Here is a 24425-nt window from a genome sequence, read left to right as displayed (position 1 = left end):
AAAAATTTTTTGTTATGTACAATTGCTGGAACTTTGATTTTTTCTCATTTCGGTTCAACTTATGCAAATACATCAGCTCCTACAATGGTTATGGCTCGTGCGGATAAAGCAGGAGAAGAAAAAACCTTTAATAACGTTTTTATCCGCAGCGCATATACAACAGTGGTTGCTGATGACAAAGCCTTTATCACCATTACAAATTCAACAATGCGTTCAGACTCAAATTTATTTACCGCAACAACAGGTGGGCGTATTCATGCTAAAAAAACTGTAGGAAAATCAAATTCCCGTGGTTTAGAAATTTCAAACGGCATCATCCATATTGAAGATTCAATCATAAATGTTTCCGGACATCACAAAAGTCGTGGTATCCTTTTTGATTACATCCCAAGTTCCCAAGTAAAAGAGGGCGAAAAAGTTATCAATAAAGCAATTCTTACCAACACAAAACTTCTTGTTGAAAATGGTATTGGTATTCTAGGACCAGATTATGCAAAATCTGTTGCTGAGGTAGAACTTAAAAGTTCAGAAATTCGTTCTGATATATTATTAAAAAATAAAATCCCAGAAAACTCAAAAGATATCGATCCTCGCACTTTTATATTAAGCGCTGACAATTCGATTATAGAAGGACGAGCAAAGACTTTACCTCAAAATACAACGATTTTTACTCTCAACAATAACAGCAAGTGGTCCCTAAAGATTAGTCAATTTGAAGTAGACAAAGAATTTGACAGCTCTAAAGGATACTTGCTCACTGATATTAAACAACGTGCACAGTCTATTGTCTCAGTATTGAACCTTAATAATAGCTCTATTATATTTAATGCGCCGCATAAACTAGCAGACAATCATTATCAAACCTTGCATGTGGGAAAACAGCCAACAGCTGAAGCTGCAAAAGCAGAGCAAAACAGAAGCTTCGATGCAACAACGGTTTACAATGCATTGGGCAACGCAAGGATTTACTTTAATACCGAATGGAGTAATGGTCTTATAAAAGAACAACAAAAAACTGACCGTGTTCTCGTTCATGGTAATGTCTCAGGCACCACAACGATCTATTTCAACAATCTTTCAAAGCGTGCAGAACCATTCGATAATGATGAAGTTTCAATTCCTTTGAATGCGCGTGGTCTCTCACTTGTTCAGGTGTCTGGAAAAGCAGAGGAAGCCGCCTTCACGCTGGCAAATGGCTACACTACAATGGGTGGATTGCCCTATAAATATGTATTAAATGGCTATGGACCAACATCCAGCCGTGGGAGAGCTGACAAACAGCAAAGTCTCTTGCAAGAAAGTGAAGAGTTTTGGGATTTCCGTCTACAAAATGCGACTCTTGATGATGAAGGAAAAATCAAAGCTCTTGTTCCTCAAATGGCAAGCTATTTGGTTATGCATAATGCAATATTCTCCTCTGGCTTGGCTGATATAAACAATCAAAATACACTGTTAGATAATATGCACTCAACAGTTTTTGGATTAGAAGGTCATAAACAAAAAGGGATATTTTTATCGACTTATGGCAACAAGATGACGTTATCTTCCAGCCGTAGTCCATTGGAGTATGGTTATGGTGCTAATGTTCACTATGCTGCTATACAAGCAGGCATGACATTAACAACGTTAGAAAATCAAAATATAATCGCGAATCTTGGTCTTTTAGGCACATATGGAAAGCTCGCTTTTACGCCAAAGGACATGGAAGGTTCTGACAAAAGCATACTGGATAAATGGTCCTTTACGGTATATGGGAATCTCCATCATGACAATGGTCTCTATATTAATGCACTTTTCTCCTACGGCATTTTAAACGGACATATTACAACAGCCCTTATCGGCAACACCACAGAATTAAACAATACGGATACATTAAATATATCAGCTACCGTTGGACAAAAACTAGCAACTGGTGTTGAAGGGCTGTCTTTTGAACCACAAGTACAACTTATTTATCAACATATTGCCTTTGGCACTCTTTCAGATATTGATGGCTTCCAAGTTAATATAAAGCCCCCTCATCAATGGTTGGTCCGTATTGGAGGGCGTTTAACAAAAACAATACTTCCTATTGAAAAAGATCGTTTTCTTTCTTTTTATGGTAAATTGAATGTCATCAAAGCTTTTGGTGAGGAGCGCACTATCGATGTTATGGAATCTTTCCATCTCGATTCTATGGGCTCTTCCCTTGAAGGTGGACTTGGCATTAACGCGCAGCTTTCTAAAAATATCGCACTTCATGCTGACGTTAATTACCAATATAAACTTCAAAAAGCTGGGTTCTCTGGAATTAATTTTTCCGGAGGAATGCGTTATCGCTTTTAGAAATCTTAGCTCTCTATTTTGACGCATAAGCAGCGCTGAGATGAAAACAGTGCTGCTTAACTACATTACAAAAAACCGCAATGTGTCAAAAAGTGGTTCATTTTTAGCAAAACAAAGAAAATATCTTAAGGAACATCTCTATGCATAAGAATCTTTTGTTATGTACAGCCGCTTGTGCTTTATTTTTTTCTTCTTTTAACTTCACATCTACCAGCACCGCCTCTGCTCTAAGCCCCCAGGAACGCTATGCTATTGATTTAATAAACACACCAACACAAGCAGAAAAAAATCTTGAAAAGATAGCCTCTGGCGCCATGATGGAAGATAATTCGCACTTCAACCAAGCACTTGAAAATCATATGGATCGTGTAAGAAATACGATTAACAGCTCTTTTGCAGGTGCAGGTCGTTATAGTTCTGGTACACATATAAACGTGGTGAACCGCGAAATGGATAATATACGCGCCCAAGCCATGGCAAACAAAAACCCTCTGGATATACAACATATGATGAAAGCCAGAGCATACCTTGAACAATTACGTCAGAACCGATTAAAAACAAGAGAAAATTTATTACGTGGCTACGATAAAGCAATTTCTGATGCCGTGCAAGCAGCAAAAATCCTTGATGCTGATAATCAACAGCGTGTTAATACCGCGCGCCAACAATCGGTGAGCCAAGACAATCATAATTGGTTTGAACTGCAAAATAAAGCAGAAATATTACATAAAGCAGCACAAGTGGATAGTGCTTTACAAGGACAAAACAAGGAACTTTCCAATACTTTACGCAAAGCAGTAGCAGTATTAGAGACTTTGAACAACGATGGAATAACTAACGTGAAGAAAAAAGGAGAGACAACCCCTCCTGCATCTGAAAAGAATAAACAACCTCTTATTGACTCCAGCACAAGACAAAGACGCGCTAGTGATAAATTACCACCCGCTCATGTTGCTGCCCAACACAAGGACAGTTCATTCACAAGAACAGATCATGGAATGAGACAGCCTAAAATAAATGAAAATTCGCAATCTGATATTGATCCCCAAACAAACACCACTTCCTCAGCATCGAAAACGACTCTTAATACATCAGCAAAAGCGCATATGAATTTGCTCCCAAAGGTTGGAAATACTGCTACCGCTGCGACAGAGAGCACCTCTAAACTTACAGATGATGATAAAGCAACTGCAACTTCTACTTCTCTTAATGGGACAGAAAAAAGAACAATTCTTACACCACAAGAAGAAAGCTCTTTAGTCATGCCTATCGCGATGTTTGCTGTTGGGTTTAGTGATGTCAACAATCAAAATATCTTGTTAGACAATATGCAAATAACAATGTTTGAGCCCAAAGATCATCCAGAAAGAGGCGTTTTCTTATCCTCTTATGGCAATAAAAGCACGTTTTCTTCCAAGGTTCAAGCAGAACAAGATGGTGTTCAAGCAGATATTCGCTATGCTGCATTGCAAGCAGGAGCAACATTAATAGCGCTAAAAGATCAAAATATCAGCAGCAACTTTGGTCTTTTCGGAACATATGGGAAATTATCTTTTACTCCTAAAAACAAGGAGAGCTTTCAAAAAAATATGTTTGACAAATGGTCACTCACCGCATATGGAAATATTCAGCATGACAGTGGCATCTATGCAAGTGCATTTCTCTCTTATGGAATTTTCAAAGAAAATCATGCTACAGCTCTCATTAAACATACCTCAAAAGTGAAGAATAGTAAAACATTAGGAGCCGCTGCAACTGTTGGTCAAAAACTGTCAACCAATTTGGAAGGTGTAATCCTAGAACCACAAGCACAACTTGTTTATCAACGTCTCATGCTTGGTTCTTTATCAGATAGGAGCTCTTTCTCAGATGACGATAACTCTAAAATAGACATAAGCAAACCTCATCAATGGTTGCTCCGTATTGGTGGACGTTTGACACAAAACAAAGGACATGCCCTTTCCTTCTACGGAAAACTGAACATGATCAAAACTTTTAGTGAAAACTTTTCACTTGCTGCTATGGGATCTTTAATCGAAGGTGGTTTTGGTATTCAGGCGCACTTATCGCAAAATATAGAGCTTCATAGTGATATCAGCTATCAACATAAATTCAAAAAAGCTGGCATCTCTGCAATAAATATTGCCGCTGGAATGCGCTATCACTTTTAAAAATACTTGTATCCCTTATCTTGAAATACAAAGAGATCTCATTATGTTTCGTTTTGCCTCTTACAAAAGAGACATAATGAGGCCAAAGTTTTATTTTTTATGAGAGAGGGGAGAAATATTTTAGGAATACATCCATATGAAAAAAAGCTTCTTACTATACACAGTTTCTGGAATTCTGTTTTGTTCTTCCACCAGTATGTCTTATGCTATTCATAGTACAAATCCATCAACAACGATAGATTCTTCTTCTCTACAACCTGCTCGTGTCAAGTCACAAATAAATCTATCCGGAGTTTTTGATCCGTATAAAGATCCATATGATGGAATCGGGCAAATTATGCCATCATATTCATATCCACCTTCAACATCTAGCTCTACAAGAACAATCATAACCCTTCCTCCTACAGGGAATAAAACTACAACGCCTACTTCTACAAGCACTCTACCTCCCAAAACACAACTTGAAGGAAATTCAGCTGGAAATATAATTTCTTCTTCAAAACAAAACTCTGATCTTGGTCAAGGAAGTACCCAAACACCAAAGACTAAAGTTACAGAAGGTGTACAATCTAACCCTACAACACAAAACACTCTTACACAATCTCTAACGACAGAAATAGCTTCAACAACAGGAATGAAAGCAAAATCTAGAAGACGTTCAGGGGCGCCCTCCTCTTCTGCAGACTCTTCCAGCGAAAAAACACTATCGAATTCTGCTGTGTCTTCACAGCCAGAACCTACACAACCTTCACCGAATTTACAACCAACACTTACAAAGTCTGAACCTACAAGAACGGAACCTACAAAACCAACAACAGAGCAAACACCAACATCTAATGAACCAGAACTCACACAGCCAATATCTTTAAGAGTAGAAACTGGAAAACCAGCATTACTGGTACCACCAAAATCTGCAAAACCAGCGCCTGTGCAATCTTCATCTGCACAAAAAATATCTGAAAAATCAGAGATTGAAAAACCAATATCACCAATAAAACAACCTGAAAAGTCTACACAAATTGAGGATATAAGCGCTGGAGTTGAAGCTAAAAACGGTAAGACCATAACGCTACATAATAAAAAAATTCAAGACAATAGTTTTGCTGTACATGCAGAGGGAAATAATTCAAAAGTCAATATGATAGGGGGAACAGTTGATGCGCGTTTTGTTGCACTAAGCGTATCAGATGGTGGAGAAATTGATGCTACAGGCATTACTGTAACAGCAGAAACAGCTGGTTTGGTAAACATGGAGGGCACAATCAAACTTAAGGATTCAAGCGTCCATGTCACGGGAAATTATGAAGCAGACGGTATTATTTTTCGCAACAATCCGTATAATGCCCCTAGAAAACGATATACACACAATGCTGAAAGGAACACCAATGCCGTTCAAGAACAAGATGTAGCCAATATTGCTGATAAAGTAACCCTAGAGAATACAAAGCTTTTCGTTGAACATGGTAGCGGTATCAACCTTTATGGAACAGGCATAAACGGGGAAGTCAACCTTAAAAATTCAGAAGTTCATGCCGATATTTTATTAAAAAATATCAAGAACGAAAGTGCCTCCACAAACACCATTACATTAGTTGCAGACCACTCTTCTTTAGAAGGTCGGGTAAGAACTTCTAAAGATAATAGAACAGTTTTTGATCTAAAAGAGAGGACGAAATGGCTTGTAAAGGCTAATAAAAATGCCACAAATAATGATAATATTTTAAATGACTATAGACAGTTTGGTGTTGATGAAAAATCATACTCTAATCTTTCTGAATTGCACCTTACAAACAGTGCTATTATGTTTGACAAGCCCATTGAGGGACATTATCAAACTCTGTTTATAGGACCTAATCTTTCGCAAGAAGACGAAACAATTCACACAGCAGCGGTTTATAGTACAGCGGGTCTTGCAGAGATTTATGTAAACACTCAATGGGATAAACATTCTCCTATAACGGAACAACAAACTGATCGCATTGTGATTAATGGTGATGTCTCAGGAAGTACTTTTGTGCACATCAATCTCCAAACCGATAGCTCTGCTGTTTGGGAAGAACGCATGGCGTCACTTCCTTTAGGGACACATGGGATTTCAATCATTCAAGTTTCCGGACAAGCGAATGAAAATTCCTTCACGTTAGCAGGAAACTATATGACAATAGGGAAACAACCTTATAAATATGTACTCACAGGCTATAAGCCTGGAACATCTCATGAGAGCCAAAATCTTTTTGGCAAGAAGAATAGTGATTTCTGGGATTTCCGCTTACAAAATGCCTACATTGATAAGGATAAAAAAGTTCGAGCCCTTTTACCACAGGTAGCAAACTATTTAACCATATCTAATACTTTATTTTCTGCTGGATTTACTGATGTAAACAATCAAAACACGTTGTTAGACAATATGCGAACAACAGTATTTGGGGCAAAAGACAATAAAAAGAATGGTATCTTTTTCTCTTCCTACGGCGAGAAGGTCACCCTATCTTCCAACCGCGATCCACTGCACTATGGTTATGGTGCTGATGTAAACTATACTGCCTTACAATTAGGGGGCATATTAGCCGCCTTAGAAAGCAAAGACATAAGCGCACATTTTGGTCTTTTAGGAACGTACGGAAAGCTTGCCTTTACGCCAAAAGAGATGCAAGATTCTGAAAAGACAACGCTTGATAAATGGTCACTTACCGCTTATAGCGGCATCCAGCATAGCAATGGTATATATGTCAACGCTCTTCTTTCTTACGGAACCTTAAAAGGAAATATTACCACAGCTCTTGTTGGGAATGCCGCAAAATTGGATGGTACCGAGATGCTTAATATATCTGCAACCATTGGTCAGAAATTAGCAACCGATACAAAAGGGCTTGTCTTTGAACCACAAGCTCAATTCATTTATCAAAATCTCATGTTTGATATTTTCTCAGATACCAATGGCTTAAAAGTAGACATGGGCAATCCACATCAATGGTTGATCCGTTTTGGTGGACGTTTAACAAAAACGATAATGGCTGTTGAAGAAAACAAGGCTGTTTCCTTCTATGGTAAAATGAATGTTATCAGAACTTTTGGCGATGGTAAAACAATAAAAATTGCTGATACCTTTCATGTTGATCCTACCGGCTCTTCAGTTGAGGGAGGCATGGGGGTGAATGCATATCTTTCTCAAAATATCGTACTAAACGCCGATATCAGCTATCGGCAAAAACTGCAAAAAGCCGGTGTATCTGGCACCAATTTGTCTGGCGGAATACGTTATCTTTTCTAAAGCAGAAGTTAATTTTAACTTAAATAAAAAAGGCAGCACAAAGTGCTGCTTTTTTATTTAAATTTATATATTTTTTAAATTCTCAAAAATCATTATCACATCAAAGAAGATTTTGACTTATAATATTTCTTTTGCATATTGAATAAAAGACTGAATACCATAACATTCTCTCATCAAAATACCCCATGCATAAAATTTTATGTCTTATATTATCACCACACCTCAAGCGATGATGTTTTTACAGCACAACAGAATAAGCATTCATGCCAATTTAAAAAAAGTCAGCCCCTTCTTCGCTGTGGACGCTCCATTTATTTTAGATGATGTACATTTAATATACCTGCTATAAAGACTAGTATCTGGTATAAATTCTTAAAGGCATGTTTTTCCTCTAAAATCTCAATGCTACAGCAGCTCCATTATAAGACAAGATATTGATTTATAAAGACAATTAATTGTTTTCCATGTTAAATGAGAATCCAGAATATCGTCAGATTCTTTCATTTTAGACCTGTTCTATGTTGAATCAACAAAAACCATATCTCTTACAAGTGACAAGGGGGAAGAGCCATAGGGATAAAAAACTATTAAGAAAGGATTAAAAATGCCTCTAATGAACTATCTCAAGTGCCAAGGGCTGGAGCAACATTGGGATCAAACAAAGAATATGATAGTGTTGAAAAATATAACAATATCAACTTGCTCTTTTATTAAGCATAAAGATGGTCGCACCCTATAGATTTTATATTATTTCCATGGAAACTTTCTTATTATACCATTCACAAGCACCGTTGCATCAAAGATGTCGTTGCGCCCCACAAACACCATCACGAAATAGACTTGAGGGCTTAGATATCTCTTTAAAACAAGGACGTGAATTAGGAATAACAAATCCATTCTATTTTGAGTATTTTGTCGTGCATGAAGGACATGCCCGCAGTAAAAAACACAATAAAAAAAGCGTGAAACAATGCGGAATCTTCATTATTTAACAGATAGTGCTTTAGATACTTTTGAAAGACATAAAGCTAAATTAAAGAACGGCGGTACAGAGGGAAGCTGATTTCTACCCCTTTATTCTTTCCCAATGAGATTGCCTCCCCATTTCAAATATTACGCCAACAAAGATATACGCACTATATCCACTCAGATCTGGATGCTCTCTCCAATCTGACATACAAAAACTAAAAACAGCAGAAGGAAATAATAAACCGCTTTAATTTTTATCTCAAGCATATAGATTTAAACAACGAACCGCGTCATATCACCACACTTTAAAGGACAATATTCCATGAAGCTTATAGGCAATATTCATCACATACTCTTCATCATTCATGCTTTTTGCTGACTTGATAGTTATGGCGGAGTGAACGCACCCGATCCCATCCCGAACTCGGCCGTGAAACACTCCAGCGCTGATAGTACTTTGCCTTAAGGCACGGAAGAGTAAGTCGCCGCCAGATCTGCTAAATGCAAGCAAAAGACTCAATATATAAACCTTACATTACCACACCCCCAAGGAAGCTGTTTTTAAGGCATCACAGGCTGGTCTAAATATTCTCTTAATCGCCTTCCCTAAACTAAAAAATGAAGCTCTCCCTATTAACTCAGTCTGCAAACAATGCTCTGTAAATAATCCGCCTTCTCTTAGTTCTCTTCCAGCCAGCTTCCCACAGCATGCGGTTCACATCACGATACCTTAAAAAACACTGTTTTAAGAACAGCGTTTTACAGTACATCAGGATAATAATTTAAATACCAAAATGCGCTTAAAACAAGTCTACTCACTAAACGCACTATTTACCCAAATCAACTGCCCTACCTAATCATTGTCATTACTTAAAACAGCCCGTATTAATCAGATTTGAATTTATTCCTCTATTTCTTTTGCACGTCCAGATAGCTGTATAGCTCTAGAAAGATCATTAACTGCATTTAAATGTGTTTGAAGTAATTCACTATTACGCTGTAATTTTTCTTGTAAATCAGACAACAAACTTTCAACCTCATGCTCAATATCTTGATTCATATAGCGCTTCACATCACTCATGGATTTATTAAGATCACGCAAACCACGTATTTTACGCAAATTTATTTCTTCGTAATCTGGAACACCACTACTCTCTAGCATATTGCTTTCATAATCAACAACTTGAGCTAATCCTTTAACAGCAGCAACAAATTTTGTCATCGCCCAATCACGATCAATAAGGTTGTTATCAAGAACTTTTGCTTTTGCCGCAAAACTATCATCACCATATTGCACTACAGACATTTTTACTTCCCCTTCAACACTATTGTTCAATCTTACTTTCAAATGAGGGAGACTAAACAGGTTCTCTTCAATGCTGATACACTCAACCAAGCTCGTAGTGCAAACATTGCTCAAACAACAGCACGACAATCCTTCAAAGCGTATACCACTTGAACTTTCAACGCGTTCTCTCAAATATTTTTCTTGCTTTGCTCCAAAACCATCATTGCGGCTATACTAATCCATAAAAACGCTATAAACTTAAACCTTACAGCAATATCGAAACTTCCATATTTGCTCTGTCTATTTCGCCTTGCCGATTTTATCACGAGCTCATCTTCAACAGAAAATAACAATGCTTTCACGAGAACTTCAGCCACAAAAACTACCTGCCGACAAAAAACCGCAGCCTATCTTGCAGCATATTAAAGACTTAAGCCCATTAAAAATTTCAGCATTTTACCAATAGCAGCATTTTACCCTCCATAACCTTATGGCTCTCTCTGCACTAAAACTTTATACCTTCTGGCGCCCCATAAGATGGCACCAGACAAGATCAGTTTGCACCCATTCAAAAGGACACCCCCTCTCCCATGCTCTTTCTGCACACATGCAGTATTTCGCATAAAACACAAAAAGAATGCTCTTTTGAACAGATCAGCCACACAGCAATATAAAAAGACATCTTAAAATAGCTAAACAGCCATCAATCTTCCTTTTTTAAATTATCATTCGCTTTTCTTTGCAATGAACAACTATATAAGATTTTTTGAACCTTTTCAAGAGTTTCTTAGCCAATCAGTTCGATACGTCTTCAATCGCATATTCACGCGCTTGTTTTAAAGAAACATCTCTTAAGTGCACCCAAGCCTATTTCGCGCCGCGGCCCATGAATGCATGAATGGTATAATGATAAATCTCCCATGACATGTATAAAATCCATTGAGTATTTTCCATCTTTACGCTTAATAAAAGAAGCAAGCTAGCACCATCATATATTTTGCTACCCCCTTATGTTCTGATACTCTTGACACTTGAGACGGTTCATAAAGCATGGCCTTTCTTGTACAATTTCTCTGCGCATGGGAGCTCCCTGCTTGTAACTGCAAAAGACATTGTTTTGGTTAATTCACCACGAAACAGATTTGGAATGAAAAAATGTCCAGTATTAAGGAATCTAATTCAAGTTGAATAACGATAGATTATCATCTATAAATCAAAATATTATCCAATGCATAATGCTTAACGCTCCCCCCATTGATATTTTCAGAATTTTCACAGCATCTTCTTACAGATTATTTCATTCCATAACACAGTTTGCTCTTAATATCGCGACTTTACATGTGCTACTGGTATAAAAACAGAGAAACAATCATTTTATAATCAAGGTACAATTTTTGTTTACGATCTTTCTCTCGTTTTCAACCTTTTAAATGCAGCTCTTCTCTTTCATAATCATCACATTTCAAATCTATTCCATGTTGAATAAATTAAAATCACTTGCTTGCACATCACAAACAACGCCCTGATGTGTTGATAAAATACGCTGAAAGAAAAAGACTTCTTATGAACCTTAGCAAATGCCAAGAACTATAATAAACATTGGAAGCAAGCGTACGATGATTGTGACTTGCTCTTTCATAAGTATAAAGATGATAGCATTTTATAGATTTTTATATTATTCAAAGTTTATATTATTTCATGAGAGCTTTACTGTTATACTATTCACATTTACCGTTATACCATTTACGAATGTCATCGTAAAATGTCTTTCGTGTGCGTTAAGAGATATTTCTTTAAAACAAGTACATAAATATGCAATACAAATATACTAATATACAACATAAGTATATTTCTTTTGGAGCGTTCTTTACTTTTGTGCAAAACATGCCCCATTAGAGCAGCATTAACCAATCTTGCTATGAGATAAACGATCAGAAAACATTTTTGTCTTCCGCCGCTCACCTTAAAGAACTAAGATCTTAACTCAATCGGCTCTGTACGCAGTCCGAATCTTTGTCAAACGCTCTTCTCTTGACTTTCCCCTCATCTGATTCACTTAAACGAAAGGCTCAACAAATAAACCTACGAATATTCATCGTACACTAAAAAATACTTAAACGTTCCAAGAAAACGTATATGTCTTATATTACCGTTATAAATGACAGTGCTTTATAGCATAACAGGATAAAAAAGTTTCCAGCAACACAAAACTTACAAAATCAATCAATAGTCCTTTTAAAGCTTTCTTTTTTTAGGATTCACAATACTCCAACTCCTTAAGCTTTTATAAAAAAAGAAACAATTTTAAGCTTGCCGAATATGTTGTATCAGCAATATATTACAGATTGTAACATATTGTTATTCATAAAATCACCTCAAAAAGAACAGAAAGAGGTTTTTATGGCTGATCTCGTAAAAGCCGCTATGCTTTATTCAACCTTGATTATCACCATCAATGCTTTTGTTGTTATTTTAGTTCTCGTAATAGAAATATACTAAGCATACTCTCTTGGCTTATTGTAATCTGTGCAAATAAGCATCTTAATTTCACATAAGATCAAAGAAAAATTTTAATTCTACAGATAAACCACACACCCAATTTCAAACATCGCTTGCAACTATTTGAGGTGTAAACTCTGCTTTTTGTATGCATTTTTAACCATCATTGTCCATCTTTTCACGCTATCTTGAATCTCAACTTCATCCCCAGCTTAAAAAACGAAATTTTCTACCAGATCCGATCTGTAAATAATTTGTCTCCTTATTGAGTAAGTTCCTTTTGCTTCCCCCTTCAGGGCATCTCACAATCCTAAAGGATAATATTTCATGAAGCTTATGATAAATCCATTGAACACCATCTTTACCCTTATGAGAGAATAAACCAGCAGCATCACACACTTTTCCAGCCCCAAATGTTGCAATAACCTTTAGCACTTGAGATCGTTTATAAGAGGCATTTTTACTTCTTTCTCCAACAGTTTTTATCTACACGGCTCTCCCCGCTTGTACCATGCAAGAAGATGGTTTTAATTAATTCAACCGAAAACAGATTTGGAATAAGAGAAGCTTACTATATTCGAGATCCTTATTCAGCATAAAATAATTAAATCATTTTTATAAATCAAAGTGTTATTTAGAAAAATATTCATCACACGCTCGAGAACAAAAAACACCTCATACGTAAAGTTTTATATGAGCTCCACCGCTCAACATGATAATATCACGACACAATCAAGATAAAAAAATAACAAGGAAAACCCTTGTAAACTCAGAAAAGAGAGAGGAGAAAAATGAAAAGATGTGGAGAGCGCTCAATTCCTCACACATCCGGCAAAACCGTCCTAGCAAAACTGTCTCACAACTTAACTAATGTTATAATATTCTCAAATCAAAAGAAATTTTTTAAAAATAGTTTGAGAAAAACATTTGAGTATGAAACGATAATAATTCTATTCAGAATGTTTTTCTCTTTATTAAAACAGAGAAAGTAATTTCCAAACAAATGTTTCCTCCTAATTTTTCCGAAATTAGCCGCAACACTTAAAGACGATCTTAGTGTGATGAAACATTTATTTGTGATAAACGCAAAAAAAACACCCCAAAGATAGATTTAATCTCAATATTTTAAATACATGTAACCAAAACATTAAAAAATTAGCAGTAACACATAACAACTCATTGGGAGGCAATACTATCTACAATTGAAAGCACTTTTGGGCTTAACAATGACAGTATAGCATCCGTTTACACAAAGAGTACTGATCGTAAACGACTAATTCTTGAAGCCATAAAAAGATTCTCTAAAAGTTAGAGAGAGCCTAAAAAGGTAATAGAATCAAGAACTAAACAATTCCTTATTTATTGAATTGTATGTTTTTAATTAATGCCAAACATCAGTTCCATATATGCTTGTCTGGCATGTTGGCAATTTTTAGATTTCTCCATAGAAGATTGATCCAGCTTTTCACATTTTTTTGCCCACTCTTCGAGTAATGTTTTATCTTTCTTAAATTTAGTTTTTTTCGCAACCAGCAACAACAAGTCCAGTACAAACCAGTAATGCTGTAATAATGACTTTATTCATGATTTAATTCCCTTCCTTTTTCTCTTCAGTTTTTTTCTCGTCATCATGTACAAAGCTTGAACCAGGCCAATCTCGGGCATGAACTTCACGATACGCTTTATCTGCGTTTTTACAATTTTGAGAATCTAAATCCTCTGATATCATGCATTTCATTGCCCATTGCTCGAGTAATTTGGGATCCTTCTTAAATTCCGATACGCTATAAGTTTTTTCACAACCAGCAACGACAAGTCCAGTACAAACCAGCAATGCTGTAATAATGGCTTTATTCATCAATAAAATTCCCCTTTTTTCAAATTTACAAAGTTTAGGACACAATTTAGGGCCTTAAAAAAAGTTCTACATATGCTTGTCGAAGGTTTTTACAATTTTGAGAGGATTTGAGCGGTGAATCATCCTTCTCACATTTCTTTGCCCATTCCTCGTATAATTTTTCATTTGTTTTAAATTCTTTTACACTATAAGTTTTTTCACAACCAGTAACAGCAAGTCCCACGCAAAGCAGTAGCGCTGTTATAATGATCTTGTTCATGATTTAACCCCTCTCTTTGTTTTATATTTTATTAACAATATCTTTGGATTCACATCCCCTCCTATATTGTGACCTTGCGTCTAATTTTCCTTTGCAAATACGTACACTTCCAACGCAAACATGTTAAATCATAAGAGCCTCTTTCATTTATCAGACTTGCATTTGTAACATTATCTGCACGGCAGCTCTTTGTATTTGAAGTGTTAAAACTTCAGTAAAAATTCTGATATCTTGACATTCTCAAAAAGCTTTTTAATCATTTCTTTTCCTTCAAGAACCTTTTGGTAACGAGAAGCAGCACGATATCTTACCCAAAATTCGTCATGCCTATATCCATTGCAAATTCTCTGCAAACGAAAGAATACAGCTTTTAATCAACTAATTGCGCTCTTATCATTTCTAAACCACCGGAAAAGAAAGAAAGCTTTAAGTCCCCCTGTACTTTTTAAAAGCCAATAGAAATGCTAAAAAAGCGATCTTATACATTCCAATTGAAGAAAAAAGCCTATTGCCTTGCGTACCATTACAACTGGCATTAAATATTTAAGACTATAAAATCATATAAATGTAAGAAATATTTTCTATAATATACTCAATGACTTCTTTTGTTTATTAGGAAAAATTATAGCGCGTCAATATCAGTAAATTTTACTTATTTTTATCCCCCCCTTTATAAACAATGAATATAATTTAATAAAACGGATTGCTGCATAACAGAAAAAAATAATCAAGGCTACTCTTAATTACATTATTTACGCATGTATTAAGTACAATAAACAAAAAAATAACCTGATGTTTAAAATCATTATCAAGATAATTTTTATGGAAGAATAAACTTATCTACTCATCTAGCGGATAAGATCACAAGTAGTATGATGATTATCACATTTATAGGGAAAAGTTTGAAACGGAGAATTTTTCGCAAACTCATAGCTCTTTCATGCGATGATACAGAACCTTATGAAAAACAACTTGAATGAAGCAACCATCGTGAAAAAAGAAGAGCACTTTTATTATTAACTTCGTATAAAAACAATCGATATCATCTCTAGAAAAAGCACTCAAACCAATGAAATTATCGTATCATTTTTTACACTTTTCCGTATTTTTGTGAAAGCAATTCGCGGACCTCATCAGCTATTTTAGTTCCACGACTTGCACAACTGACCTTAATCAACCGATGCAAACTTTCTGGTATATCAATCGTGAGGCGCTTCATACCTCCACTCATGCTCCCTTTGTGGCTTCCTATCCATGCATCCGCTGTTAAAGGAATTGATTTATTGGTTGGTTTTGTGCCAATTTTAATTTTTTTACTCATCGTGCTAACTCCTTGATTTCCGCTGCAACCGCTTCAATCTCTGCCGCTGCGGGTCCTTGCTTATCAACTTCATAAACGGCCTTCCCCTGTGCTGCTGCTTCTGCAAAAATCACGCGCTGCGCAACACTAGAAGAAAGAACATGCACAGGGTATATGCCAAGAGCTTCGTTCACATCGCGCCCTATCGCTGTATTGACGATTTTACGATTAATGACAAAAGCAGATTTAAGATTTTCTTTATAAACACGTGCTTCGTCAATCAGCTTTACAATTCCATCCGCTGCCCAAATATCATAGGGACTAGGCAAAACAGGTATAAGCACCAAATCCGAAGCCATAAGAGCACTACGAGCAAGATCAGTTACACGCGGAGGACCATCGATAATAATATGATCATAACCATGACCAATCTGTGTAATCTCTTTGTGAACCGTTGCACGCGGTAAACCAATAACCGAAAACAAAGGTGCATCTTCACGCGCAGCAGCCCAATCCAATGCGCTCCCCTGTGGATCAACATCAATAAGCAATACCCGTGCACCGGTACGCGCAAAACTGGCCGCAAGATTAACACTCAATGTCGTTTTTCCGACACCTCCCTTTTGATTCAAAAGTCCAATGATCATTTATTACGCCTTTCAGCATTATCGTTTTTACGATTATACAGAAAGTAATAAAAGAAACAAGCATCCAATACGTGCAAAATAACCATTTTTCCCATTTTTAGGATAAATAACAATAGTCCGCAATTTTGTCTTTATAATATTCTTTTAGCATGAGCAAAACATTATGAAGATGATGTTCTTGAAAATAACAAAAATAAATCTAAACAAAAGACACGCTCTTCTTCTCCCGCCCTAAAACGAAGATTCTTAAATCCATGTCGATCTGTGAACAATGCTATGTAAATGATCCAGTTTCTTATCTCGCGCCTGCCATTTGGGCTTCTCCCTTCATGCAATCCACTTAATGCAACTCTACAAATAAGCTCCACTCTGAATATACAACAAACTATAAGAAGCATTCATTGTTTTGTACGTTGAATGAGAGAGCTGAAATCAGGAAGATTCTCTCATTTCATGCCTCTTATATTAAATTAATCAAAATCATATCTCTTGTACATACAAGCGGGGCTAGCGTGTGAGTAAAAACTGTACAAGAAAGGATTAAAATGCTTCTTATGCAGAATCTCAAGTACCAAGAACTATTACAATATTGGGGGTTGGAAAATATAATAATGGTGCCGACTTCCTGCTTCATAAGTGTAAAAAGGGTGGTGATCCATGAATTTTATACTCTTTGACTCTCGACAGAGTAAAATGGGCTTAAGAAAAGTAAGGATACCTCTAGCAAGCGCGTAAACAAACAACACAATGAAATGTCTATGCTGAGTAAACACTATAGATTATCCATAAAGACCAAACATCCATCTTTTATAAGATCGCATAACGAACATGTTGCGGAATGAGATATTTTGCATCTTACAGCTCATTTTTCCCAAATAGATCTTCTCGACAAAAAGAATATTTTTGTTAAGATGCCACTGAAAAACTTACCTTCATTATGTTCTTTCTATATACTAGACCAGAGGGCATCGTGAAGATCGTGCAATTGGGAATAAATAAAAATGAATTTACAACAAATTGAACCTGATATTTTTATCAGCGCCCAAATTAGCATAGAAAATATCAAAACATTGGCACAAGCTGGTTTTAAAACAATTATCTGTAACCGCCCCGATCACGAAGAGCTCCATCAACCTGACTTTTCTAGCATTAAAACGGTCGCAAATGAATATGGCATAAAAGCCTATCACATTCCCATTTCTCCTCCAACTATAGAAAAGTCAGCTGTTGAAGCCATGCAAACAATTTTAAAAACAGCCTCTCTGCCTCTTCTTGCCTATTGTCATCACGGAGCACGCTCGCTGCATCTTTATCGTTTAGCGCGTCTTTAAACAGAGGGTTCACACACTTCCTCCGCACCTTAAAAGACGAAGATTCTTAAATACACATCGATTTGTAAAAAACAATCTGTCAATAATCTTTGTCTTGCACCTTTCCCTTGGCTTGCCACTTCATAAAACTCTACAAACAAGCTTTGCTCCTCAATATACAACGAGCATACACACCCGAAGCCATAAAAATGCGTGAAAATTCATATGATGATCAAGAAAATTTATTTTTACCCCACCTTTTATCACTGCTCCACTTTCTTTTTCTCTTCCTTTACCAATACGAGCTCATTCGTACGCCACAGACACCTAAAACGACAGTAAAACCACTAAGAAAACCCCATATTCCGAATAAAAGGCATGCAGAGTATTTTATAAAAAAAGCCGTAAGCCATAATCTATGGTTAACTACAACATATTGATTTATAACAATTAATTGTTTTGCACGTTGAGTGAGAAATCCTAATGCCGTAAGATTCTCTCAAGTCTATTTATAGTGAAGCAATCAAAAGCGTGTTTCTTGCATGTCACAAGCAGGAAGTATTCGTGTGAAATAAAACGAGTTAAGAACAAACTCTCATAAACGCTCTCAAATAGCCAAGACTGTACAACACTGAAGGCTTGTCAATATAACTGGTGGTGTCGGATTGCTCTTTTATTAGGCATAAAGACGATAGCGCTCAACGAAACATGCATGATACCATTCATGAGAGCCATCATGAAAATAAATATGAGAAGCGTTGAGAGATATTTCTTTAAAAGAAGTGCATAAATTAGCAAAACAAGGATATTCCAACATTTTATTTTACCTGTGAGATCTGATATCCTATTCAAAGAACAACAAAAGCCTGAAACTGTTATTTTCATGATTTAAGAGATATTGCTCTGGACGCTTTTGAAAGTAGCAAAGCCGAATTTAAAAAAGACAGTCATCTGGACTGATTTTTCCCTTGATAACTTCATATTTTCCCCAATAAGGCTGCAGATTGATTTCAGAGAATACGCAAATGGATAATGCAATAGGGCTCTCCTCATCTAGCATACAAAAGCTGTAACAGTAGAGAGAGCATTAAAGCGCCTTAATCTTTATCTCAAACATACTGCTCGCATTGAGGAACACTAAAGAAAAAGTTTTATGAGAAAAACAACACCATAAAGTCATGAATAGGCCGAACATAGATTGGAAAGATGTTCTAACTTTTATCCAATACTTCTATCAAAAAACAACAAAACATTATTGGCTTTGTGTTTTCATATCCTTACAAGACTGCCTTTTCTTTGCATTATAGGCTTTACATTTGTGAAGGACAAAGGAAATATATGGATAGTTCTTAGCTTGAGAATCTAAAAGATTGACGTATTACGACAACAAAATTGTGCCTTTATCCATCAAAAGCATTAGAAATTTTGAAACAAATACACCTGCTTCTCGCAATGATTTCTTTTTATCTGCAATCACTCGCAGTCTCCTTAATATGCATTCCCCATCACAATATACAAGAGAAAGGAGAGTTAAAGCATCTTCCAGCAGCTTCATTCTCTTTTACGTGATTGGTTAGCACGAAAACTGCTGCTAACCACTGATCTTCTTTACGAGACTTGACAAACAAACCTTTTTTAAAAATATTCATCACATAATACAAAATATCACATGCGTAAGGTTACACGAACCAACTCTCATCATAAACGATGATACGGCATAAATGATATAATAAAACAAATTAGAAAGAAGAAACAATAAACTTTTAAAATAAAAAAAGTCATCAATTAAATTTTATCAAACTATAAGCTTAAAATCGCAAGAAATTTTAAAAACAGCCTTTCTCCCTCTTCACGTCTATTATTGCTAAATAGGCTGGGTGCTTATTCTTTACTGCATCTTTTATGATGAGTTTTAACGGATCAGAAAGAAACAAGCAGTAAAGTTTTGAATGACAACAAAAACCATAAAGTTAACTTTGAAAAAAATGATGCCAAAATCAGATCTTCAGATATTCGATTCTCCCTCTCAACAACGGAAAAAACATATATTCCACGATGTTTTGGAATATATCTTTGTGATTATAATCACTTTAAGTGCTATTTTTACGGCTCTTCTCTCTTTTTCAGATCAGTTTAGGACATATTTTTAAAAGTAAGCAGCCTATCCAACTTTGATAATGGTTGTACTGTCTTTAAAATTTCTTTTGCTTTCTTTTCATCACGATGCATTTGCGCAATCAAAGGTTCAAGTCCATCAAATTTTTCTTGTCCTCGCAAAAACTGGAAAAAAGAAACGGTACAGCTTTCCCCATAAAGGTCGTCGTTAAAGTCAAACAAATAGGTTTCCAAAAGGGGCGCCCCATCCTTAACAACCGTTGGACGACAACCAAAGCTTGCAACACCATCATACAAAACACCGTTCGCACGACGCAAACGTACCGCATAAACACCATGAGCCAAACGAACTTGGGGAGGCAACATTTGATTAGCGGTAGGAAATCCCAAAAGACGTCCAAGTTTTTCACCTTGAATAATATTGGAGCGTATCCGATAGTGATACCCTAACAAATGGGCTGCTTTGTCCACTTCCCCTTGTGAGAGAAGTTGCCGAATAAAACTCGAGGAAATGATCAAAGATTGTGACTCTTGAGGACGAGCAACGCAAGGAACTTGCACAACCTCAAATCCATATTTCTCTCCCCTTTGGCAAAGAAGATGTACATTTCCACTTTTCTGATGACCAAATTGAAAATTTTCGCCTGTCACCACAACTGAAACATCAAAAACTTCCTTTAAAAACGACTTAATAAATTCGTCCGCTGAAAGAGCGGCAAACTGTGCATCAAAGGGCTGTTCAATCACGCCGTCAAAACCAAGGGTTTTAAAAATTTCAGCTTTTTCAGCTGCCTCTGTCAAACGATAGACAGGAGCTGAATGTTGAAAAAAACTTCTTGGATGGGGTTCAAACGTTAAAACAACAGATGGTTTCTTTTTTATACGCGCGAAATCAAGTGCTTTTTGCAACACCACCTGATGCCCACAATGAACACCATCAAAATTTCCAAGTGCCAACACTGCTCCCCGCCAAGCCGAGGGAAACATATGAATTCCCTGAAGACGCAAAAAATTAGTCATTACTGAAGTGCCCACATGATTGCTTGTGGTTTATAACCATGATGTTCAAGAAAAGAATGCAAAGCTTGCTTATCAACCACACCCTTTTGCGTATAATCATAATGATGAATCCCCCCCATAATATAAAGGGCATCAAGACCAAAGTGAGCCGCCCCCTTAATATCCGTTAAAAGACCATCACCAATAGCTAAAACTTTACTTTTTTCTACTGTTCCCCGTATTTTTTGAAGTTTTTCAAAGGCACATTCATAAATAGGCGCGTGAGGTTTTCCAGCAATGCGCACTTCCCCCCCTAATTGTTGATAAAGACGAGCCAATGCACCAGCGCACCAAAATTCTTTATTTCCATAATGGACAATCACATCTGGGTTCGCACAAATAAAAGGTAAATTCCGCGACCGCATGCGACGAAACATCTCCTCATAAGCAGAGGGTTCTTCGTCAAAATCTTCAAGAAAACCGCTACAGACGACAACAGAAGCCTCCCATTCTTCAACAAATTCACACTCTAACCCTTCAAACAGCACCAAATCACGTTGTGAACCAATGAAAAAAACTTTACGTGGAGCAGTCTGAATAAGATCGCGCGTTACATCCCCTGAAGTGATAATGGCATCATAATAGTCGCTATGAACATTCATGCTTTGTAATTGAGCAGCAACATCTTCCCGTAGCCGAGGAGAATTGGTTAATAAAATGACAGTTTTTCCCATTTGTCGGATTTTATACAACGCCTTCAACGCTGGTTCAAATGCATGTACACCGTTATGCACAACACCCCACACATCACAAAAAACAGCATCATAATGCGCTATAATAGTCTCAATATGGGTAAGTTCATTCATGGAGCACCTATCTCTATTTGTCATTTAAAGCTGTCTTTTACTTCAAAACTACTTACCGAAAGATAATACTTGTGTCATCTGCTTTCTCAAACCATATCCCAACTTTTTATCGTCTATAGAGATCATAAGAAATGATAAAATAACTAAGTTATCATTAAGTTGTGCAAAATTCTAAAATGCTTGATAGCAAAAGCTTATCATTCCCCAATGCTCATTTTTCTCATAAAAATTTTAATTCTAACAACAACGACGTTGATAGAGTTTTTTATCTAAAATACTCAAATTCTTCACTGAGAAAATAAACGTATCCCCCTCTTAAAAACATGCATCATGAGAAAGCCCAATATATTTTCTCATTTCAAATTTGTTTATATTGAATCAATCAAAACCTTTTCGCTTACACATTATAAGCAGAGAGCGTACAGATAAAAACACGTGAAGAAAGAAAAAATAGCTCTTATGCTCCCTTTCAAGGCAAAAACTGTCGTAATATTTTGAACTGGCAGAGAGTATGTGCCGTCCGAGCATCTTTTTTTCAGTAAAGATAGCAATATAGCTTTTATCCCATTCATAGAGGCTTTTACGCTACATACTTTACGAAGCACCATTGTAAAATAGGCGCTAACATTGAGAAATATCTTCTAAAACAAACATGTGAACATACAACAATCAGATCTATAATGTTTTGAGTTTATTTTGCATGAGGGCTCTTTACTCATAAAAGCTTTCCCCTATCATCATGATATCTCAGACGCATCAAAACAAGCCATTTTGGTTATTGGTTAAGAGCAATACCGTAAGCGGTGCCTTGAGCTTAAAAACCAAGCTTTACCTTCGTAAAATGCATATCTGATGTCATGAGTTGAGTAAGCAAACCTTAAAACTTTGAAAGGCAAACAACCTCCTATTTAAAAAAATCTATCCGTCTCAAGAAAAACTATTTTTATTGCCAATCTCCTAAAATTACTTTATGAATCGAAAAATGTTTTGATCGCATACGCAACGATCAAAAGGGGTCTTGAAAACCCGAAACCCTAGCGTAAAAATAAACCCACTATGTGGGTATCCCGGAATTCCGGGAGATTTTGCTATGTCCAGGTGCTCCAAGCACTAAAAGCAAAATGCTGACTAGGGTTCAGTGTTTTCAAGCTCCCGGAATACCAATGCGAGGGCGCTCGCACCTGGAGGGGGAAAATGCAAGCTCAAAATCTTAATATTGATCTTTTTGTAGGCAAAAAAATTCGCTTTAGGCGAAAAGTGCTAAAAATGTCTCAAAAAACATTAGGGCATCATTTAGGTGTCACTTTCCAACAAATCCAGAAATATGAAAAAGGCTTAAATCGCGTGAGCGCAGGGCGTTTAAAGGAAATTTCCGATATTTTGAATGTTCCACTTGCCTTTTTTTACACTGATATCATCAAAAAAGACAACACCCCGTACCATTATGATGAAATCGCCTCGAGCAAAGAGGAATATTTGCTTTTAAAAAGTTTTAGAGTCCTCACATCTGTCAAGCAGAAAGCGATTTTAAACTTAATTTGTGATCAAAATTAAAACGCTTTAAAAGCATAGCTATAAAGTGCTACACACCCTATTCTTGTCTTTCTCCCCACACCCCAAAAGGATGCCCCCCTCCTCAAACCGGTTTATAAACGATCCGCCTTTTCAAAAATAGCTCCTTCTCAGCTTCCCATTTCATATGGTTCCTTTCACAAAATTATATAAACAAGCCCTCCCTTGAATATTCATCACACTCTCTTATCAAAACACCCCATGTATAAAGTTTTATGTCTTATATCACCACACCCGCAAACAATAGCGTTTTACAGCACAACAGAATAAGTATTTATCCGTATTTAAAGAGCGGCCCCCCTTTTCTCTATGGACGCTCTATTTATTTTAAATGATGTACATTTAATATACCTGCTATTAAAGACTTAGTATCTGTTATAAAGTCTTAAAGGCATATTTTCCCTCTAAAATCTCAATGCTACACCAACTCTATCATAAGGCAAACATTGATTTATAATGATAATTCACTGTTTTGTATGTTGATTGAGAGGNCTACACCAACTCTATCATAAGGCAAACATTGATTTATAATGATAATTCACTGTTTTGTATGTTGATTGAGAGGCTCGAATAACGTAAGATTCTCTCATTTCAAACCTGCTTATCTTGAATCAATCAAAATCATTCCCTTGCACGTCAAAAGCGGGATGAATGTGTGGATCAAATTTGTATAAGAAAGGATTAAAAAATGGCTCTTATGAACCGTCTTAATGCAAGATCTGTCGCAACATTGGGGGCTGGCAAATATAATGATGGCGCCGGCTTGCTTCTTCATAAGCGTAAAGATGGCGGGCTCAATGGATTTACCCTTATACCCTTTACGGATAACATGTAAGTTTTATGTAAAAATAACTTGCTGTATTTATACAGCTTTTTTACTGTGAGGGACGCGTAAATAAAAGTTAGGGAATAGGATTTTCTAACATTTGTCTACAACAGTAGCATTTTCTTTTCTTTGCGCTTCGCTAATCATCTC

At 36.4% G+C, this 24425-nt stretch carries 16 protein-coding genes and 1 rRNA gene; 7 read left to right on the top strand and 10 right to left on the bottom strand.

Translation table 11 applies throughout. From position 1 onward, the window contains the following. From ACFIJW_RS01025 to rrf, 4 genes are all read left to right on the top strand, one after another. The coding region (locus ACFIJW_RS01025) for an autotransporter outer membrane beta-barrel domain-containing protein (RefSeq protein WP_375632895.1) at positions 1–2325 on the top strand (2325 nt) is incomplete at its 5' end. Positions 2326–2465: 140 nt separating this feature from the next. Next, positions 2466–4496 (top strand): autotransporter outer membrane beta-barrel domain-containing protein, encoded by a 2031-nt coding sequence (locus tag ACFIJW_RS01020; protein WP_375632893.1) that lies wholly within the window; start codon positions 2466–2468, stop codon positions 4494–4496. Positions 4497–4632: 136 nt separating this feature from the next. Then, positions 4633–7767: an autotransporter outer membrane beta-barrel domain-containing protein gene (locus ACFIJW_RS01015; protein ID WP_375632891.1), complete on the top strand. Its 3135-nt coding sequence runs from the start codon at positions 4633–4635 to the stop codon at positions 7765–7767. A 1348-nt stretch (positions 7768–9115) separates the two neighbouring features. Further along, a 5S ribosomal RNA gene (gene rrf, locus ACFIJW_RS01010) occupies positions 9116–9230 on the top strand. A gap of 407 nt (positions 9231–9637) precedes the next feature. Here the strand turns inward: rrf and ACFIJW_RS01005 are convergent. The 8 genes from ACFIJW_RS01005 to parA all read right to left on the bottom strand — a co-directional run bounded on the left by ACFIJW_RS01005 (position 9638) and on the right by parA (position 16587). Continuing rightward, positions 9638–10042 (bottom strand): flagellar protein FlgN, encoded by a 405-nt coding sequence (locus tag ACFIJW_RS01005; protein WP_273790974.1) that lies wholly within the window; start codon positions 10040–10042, stop codon positions 9638–9640. 170 nt (positions 10043–10212) lie between these two features. After that, the gene (locus tag ACFIJW_RS01000; protein WP_375632889.1) at positions 10213–10401 is read right to left on the bottom strand and encodes a hypothetical protein; all 189 of its coding nucleotides are present in this window, start codon (positions 10399–10401) and stop codon (positions 10213–10215) included. A gap of 2323 nt (positions 10402–12724) precedes the next feature. Beyond that, a complete protein-coding gene (locus tag ACFIJW_RS00995; protein ID WP_375632887.1) occupies positions 12725–12958 on the bottom strand; it encodes a hypothetical protein in 234 nt (77 codons plus the stop codon). A 942-nt stretch (positions 12959–13900) separates the two neighbouring features. Then, entirely contained in the window at positions 13901–14059 is a 159-nt protein-coding gene (locus ACFIJW_RS00990) for a hypothetical protein (RefSeq protein ID WP_375632885.1), read from the bottom strand. A 52-nt stretch (positions 14060–14111) separates the two neighbouring features. After that, entirely contained in the window at positions 14112–14381 is a 270-nt protein-coding gene (locus tag ACFIJW_RS00985) for an EexN family lipoprotein (RefSeq protein WP_375632897.1), read from the bottom strand. Between the two features lie 46 nt (positions 14382–14427). Continuing rightward, positions 14428–14640: an EexN family lipoprotein gene (locus tag ACFIJW_RS00980; RefSeq protein WP_375632883.1), complete on the bottom strand. Its 213-nt coding sequence runs from the start codon at positions 14638–14640 to the stop codon at positions 14428–14430. A gap of 1090 nt (positions 14641–15730) precedes the next feature. After that, positions 15731–15961: a plasmid partition protein ParG gene (locus ACFIJW_RS00975; protein ID WP_375613561.1), complete on the bottom strand. Its 231-nt coding sequence runs from the start codon at positions 15959–15961 to the stop codon at positions 15731–15733. Then, on the bottom strand, positions 15958–16587 hold the full coding sequence (gene parA, locus ACFIJW_RS00970; RefSeq protein WP_273790968.1) for a ParA family partition ATPase: 630 nt from the start codon (positions 16585–16587) through the stop codon (positions 15958–15960). Before parA ends, ACFIJW_RS00975 begins: the two co-directional genes overlap by 4 nt. Positions 16588–17588: 1001 nt before the next feature. Between parA and ACFIJW_RS00965 the strand changes: the two genes are divergently transcribed. Beyond that, the gene (locus ACFIJW_RS00965; protein ID WP_375632881.1) at positions 17589–17918 is read left to right on the top strand and encodes a TIGR01244 family sulfur transferase; all 330 of its coding nucleotides are present in this window, start codon (positions 17589–17591) and stop codon (positions 17916–17918) included. A gap of 2112 nt (positions 17919–20030) precedes the next feature. Here the strand turns inward: ACFIJW_RS00965 and ACFIJW_RS00960 are convergent. Both ACFIJW_RS00960 and ACFIJW_RS00955 read right to left on the bottom strand, forming a co-directional pair. Further along, positions 20031–21032, bottom strand: a complete 1002-nt coding sequence (locus ACFIJW_RS00960; protein WP_375632879.1) for a bifunctional riboflavin kinase/FAD synthetase — start codon at positions 21030–21032, stop codon at positions 20031–20033. Further along, on the bottom strand, positions 21032–21877 hold the full coding sequence (locus ACFIJW_RS00955; RefSeq protein ID WP_375632877.1) for a TIGR01459 family HAD-type hydrolase: 846 nt from the start codon (positions 21875–21877) through the stop codon (positions 21032–21034). The genes ACFIJW_RS00960 and ACFIJW_RS00955 overlap by 1 nt, the downstream gene beginning before the upstream one ends. 1194 nt (positions 21878–23071) lie before the next feature. Here ACFIJW_RS00955 and ACFIJW_RS00950 point away from each other — a divergent pair. Continuing rightward, the gene (locus ACFIJW_RS00950) at positions 23072–23431 is read left to right on the top strand and encodes a helix-turn-helix domain-containing protein (protein WP_375613566.1); all 360 of its coding nucleotides are present in this window, start codon (positions 23072–23074) and stop codon (positions 23429–23431) included. Positions 23432–24137: 706 nt separating this feature from the next. Next, positions 24138–24284 (top strand): hypothetical protein, encoded by a 147-nt coding sequence (locus ACFIJW_RS00945; RefSeq protein ID WP_375632875.1) that lies wholly within the window; start codon positions 24138–24140, stop codon positions 24282–24284. Positions 24285–24425: the final 141 nt, after the last annotated feature.

This window comes from Bartonella sp. MM97QHHN (assembly GCF_042194285.1).
Lineage (GTDB): Bacteria > Pseudomonadota > Alphaproteobacteria > Rhizobiales > Rhizobiaceae > Bartonella.
The sequence above is the reverse complement of the archived record's forward strand: the minus strand, read 5'-3'. Positions and strand labels throughout refer to the sequence as shown.

What these genes read in the sequence shown, in the direction of transcription:
- ACFIJW_RS01020 (WP_375632893.1), top strand. Translation starts at nt 2,466, where the DNA reads ATGCATAAGAATCTTTTGTTATGTACAGCCGCTTGTGCTTTATTTTTT.
- ACFIJW_RS01015 (WP_375632891.1), top strand. Translation starts at nt 4,633, where the DNA reads ATGAAAAAAAGCTTCTTACTATACACAGTTTCTGGAATTCTGTTTTGT.
- ACFIJW_RS01005 (WP_273790974.1), bottom strand. Translation starts at nt 10,042, where the DNA reads ATGTCTGTAGTGCAATATGGTGATGATAGTTTTGCGGCAAAAGCAAAA.
- ACFIJW_RS00985 (WP_375632897.1), bottom strand. Translation starts at nt 14,381, where the DNA reads ATGAATAAAGCCATTATTACAGCATTGCTGGTTTGTACTGGACTTGTC.
- ACFIJW_RS00980 (WP_375632883.1), bottom strand. Translation starts at nt 14,640, where the DNA reads ATGAACAAGATCATTATAACAGCGCTACTGCTTTGCGTGGGACTTGCT.
- ACFIJW_RS00975 (WP_375613561.1), bottom strand. Translation starts at nt 15,961, where the DNA reads ATGAGTAAAAAAATTAAAATTGGCACAAAACCAACCAATAAATCAATT.
- parA (WP_273790968.1), bottom strand. Translation starts at nt 16,587, where the DNA reads ATGATCATTGGACTTTTGAATCAAAAGGGAGGTGTCGGAAAAACGACA.
- ACFIJW_RS00965 (WP_375632881.1), top strand. Translation starts at nt 17,589, where the DNA reads ATGAATTTACAACAAATTGAACCTGATATTTTTATCAGCGCCCAAATT.
- ACFIJW_RS00960 (WP_375632879.1), bottom strand. Translation starts at nt 21,032, where the DNA reads ATGACTAATTTTTTGCGTCTTCAGGGAATTCATATGTTTCCCTCGGCT.
- ACFIJW_RS00955 (WP_375632877.1), bottom strand. Translation starts at nt 21,877, where the DNA reads ATGAATGAACTTACCCATATTGAGACTATTATAGCGCATTATGATGCT.
- ACFIJW_RS00950 (WP_375613566.1), top strand. Translation starts at nt 23,072, where the DNA reads ATGCAAGCTCAAAATCTTAATATTGATCTTTTTGTAGGCAAAAAAATT.
- ACFIJW_RS00945 (WP_375632875.1), top strand. Translation starts at nt 24,138, where the DNA reads ATGGCTCTTATGAACCGTCTTAATGCAAGATCTGTCGCAACATTGGGG.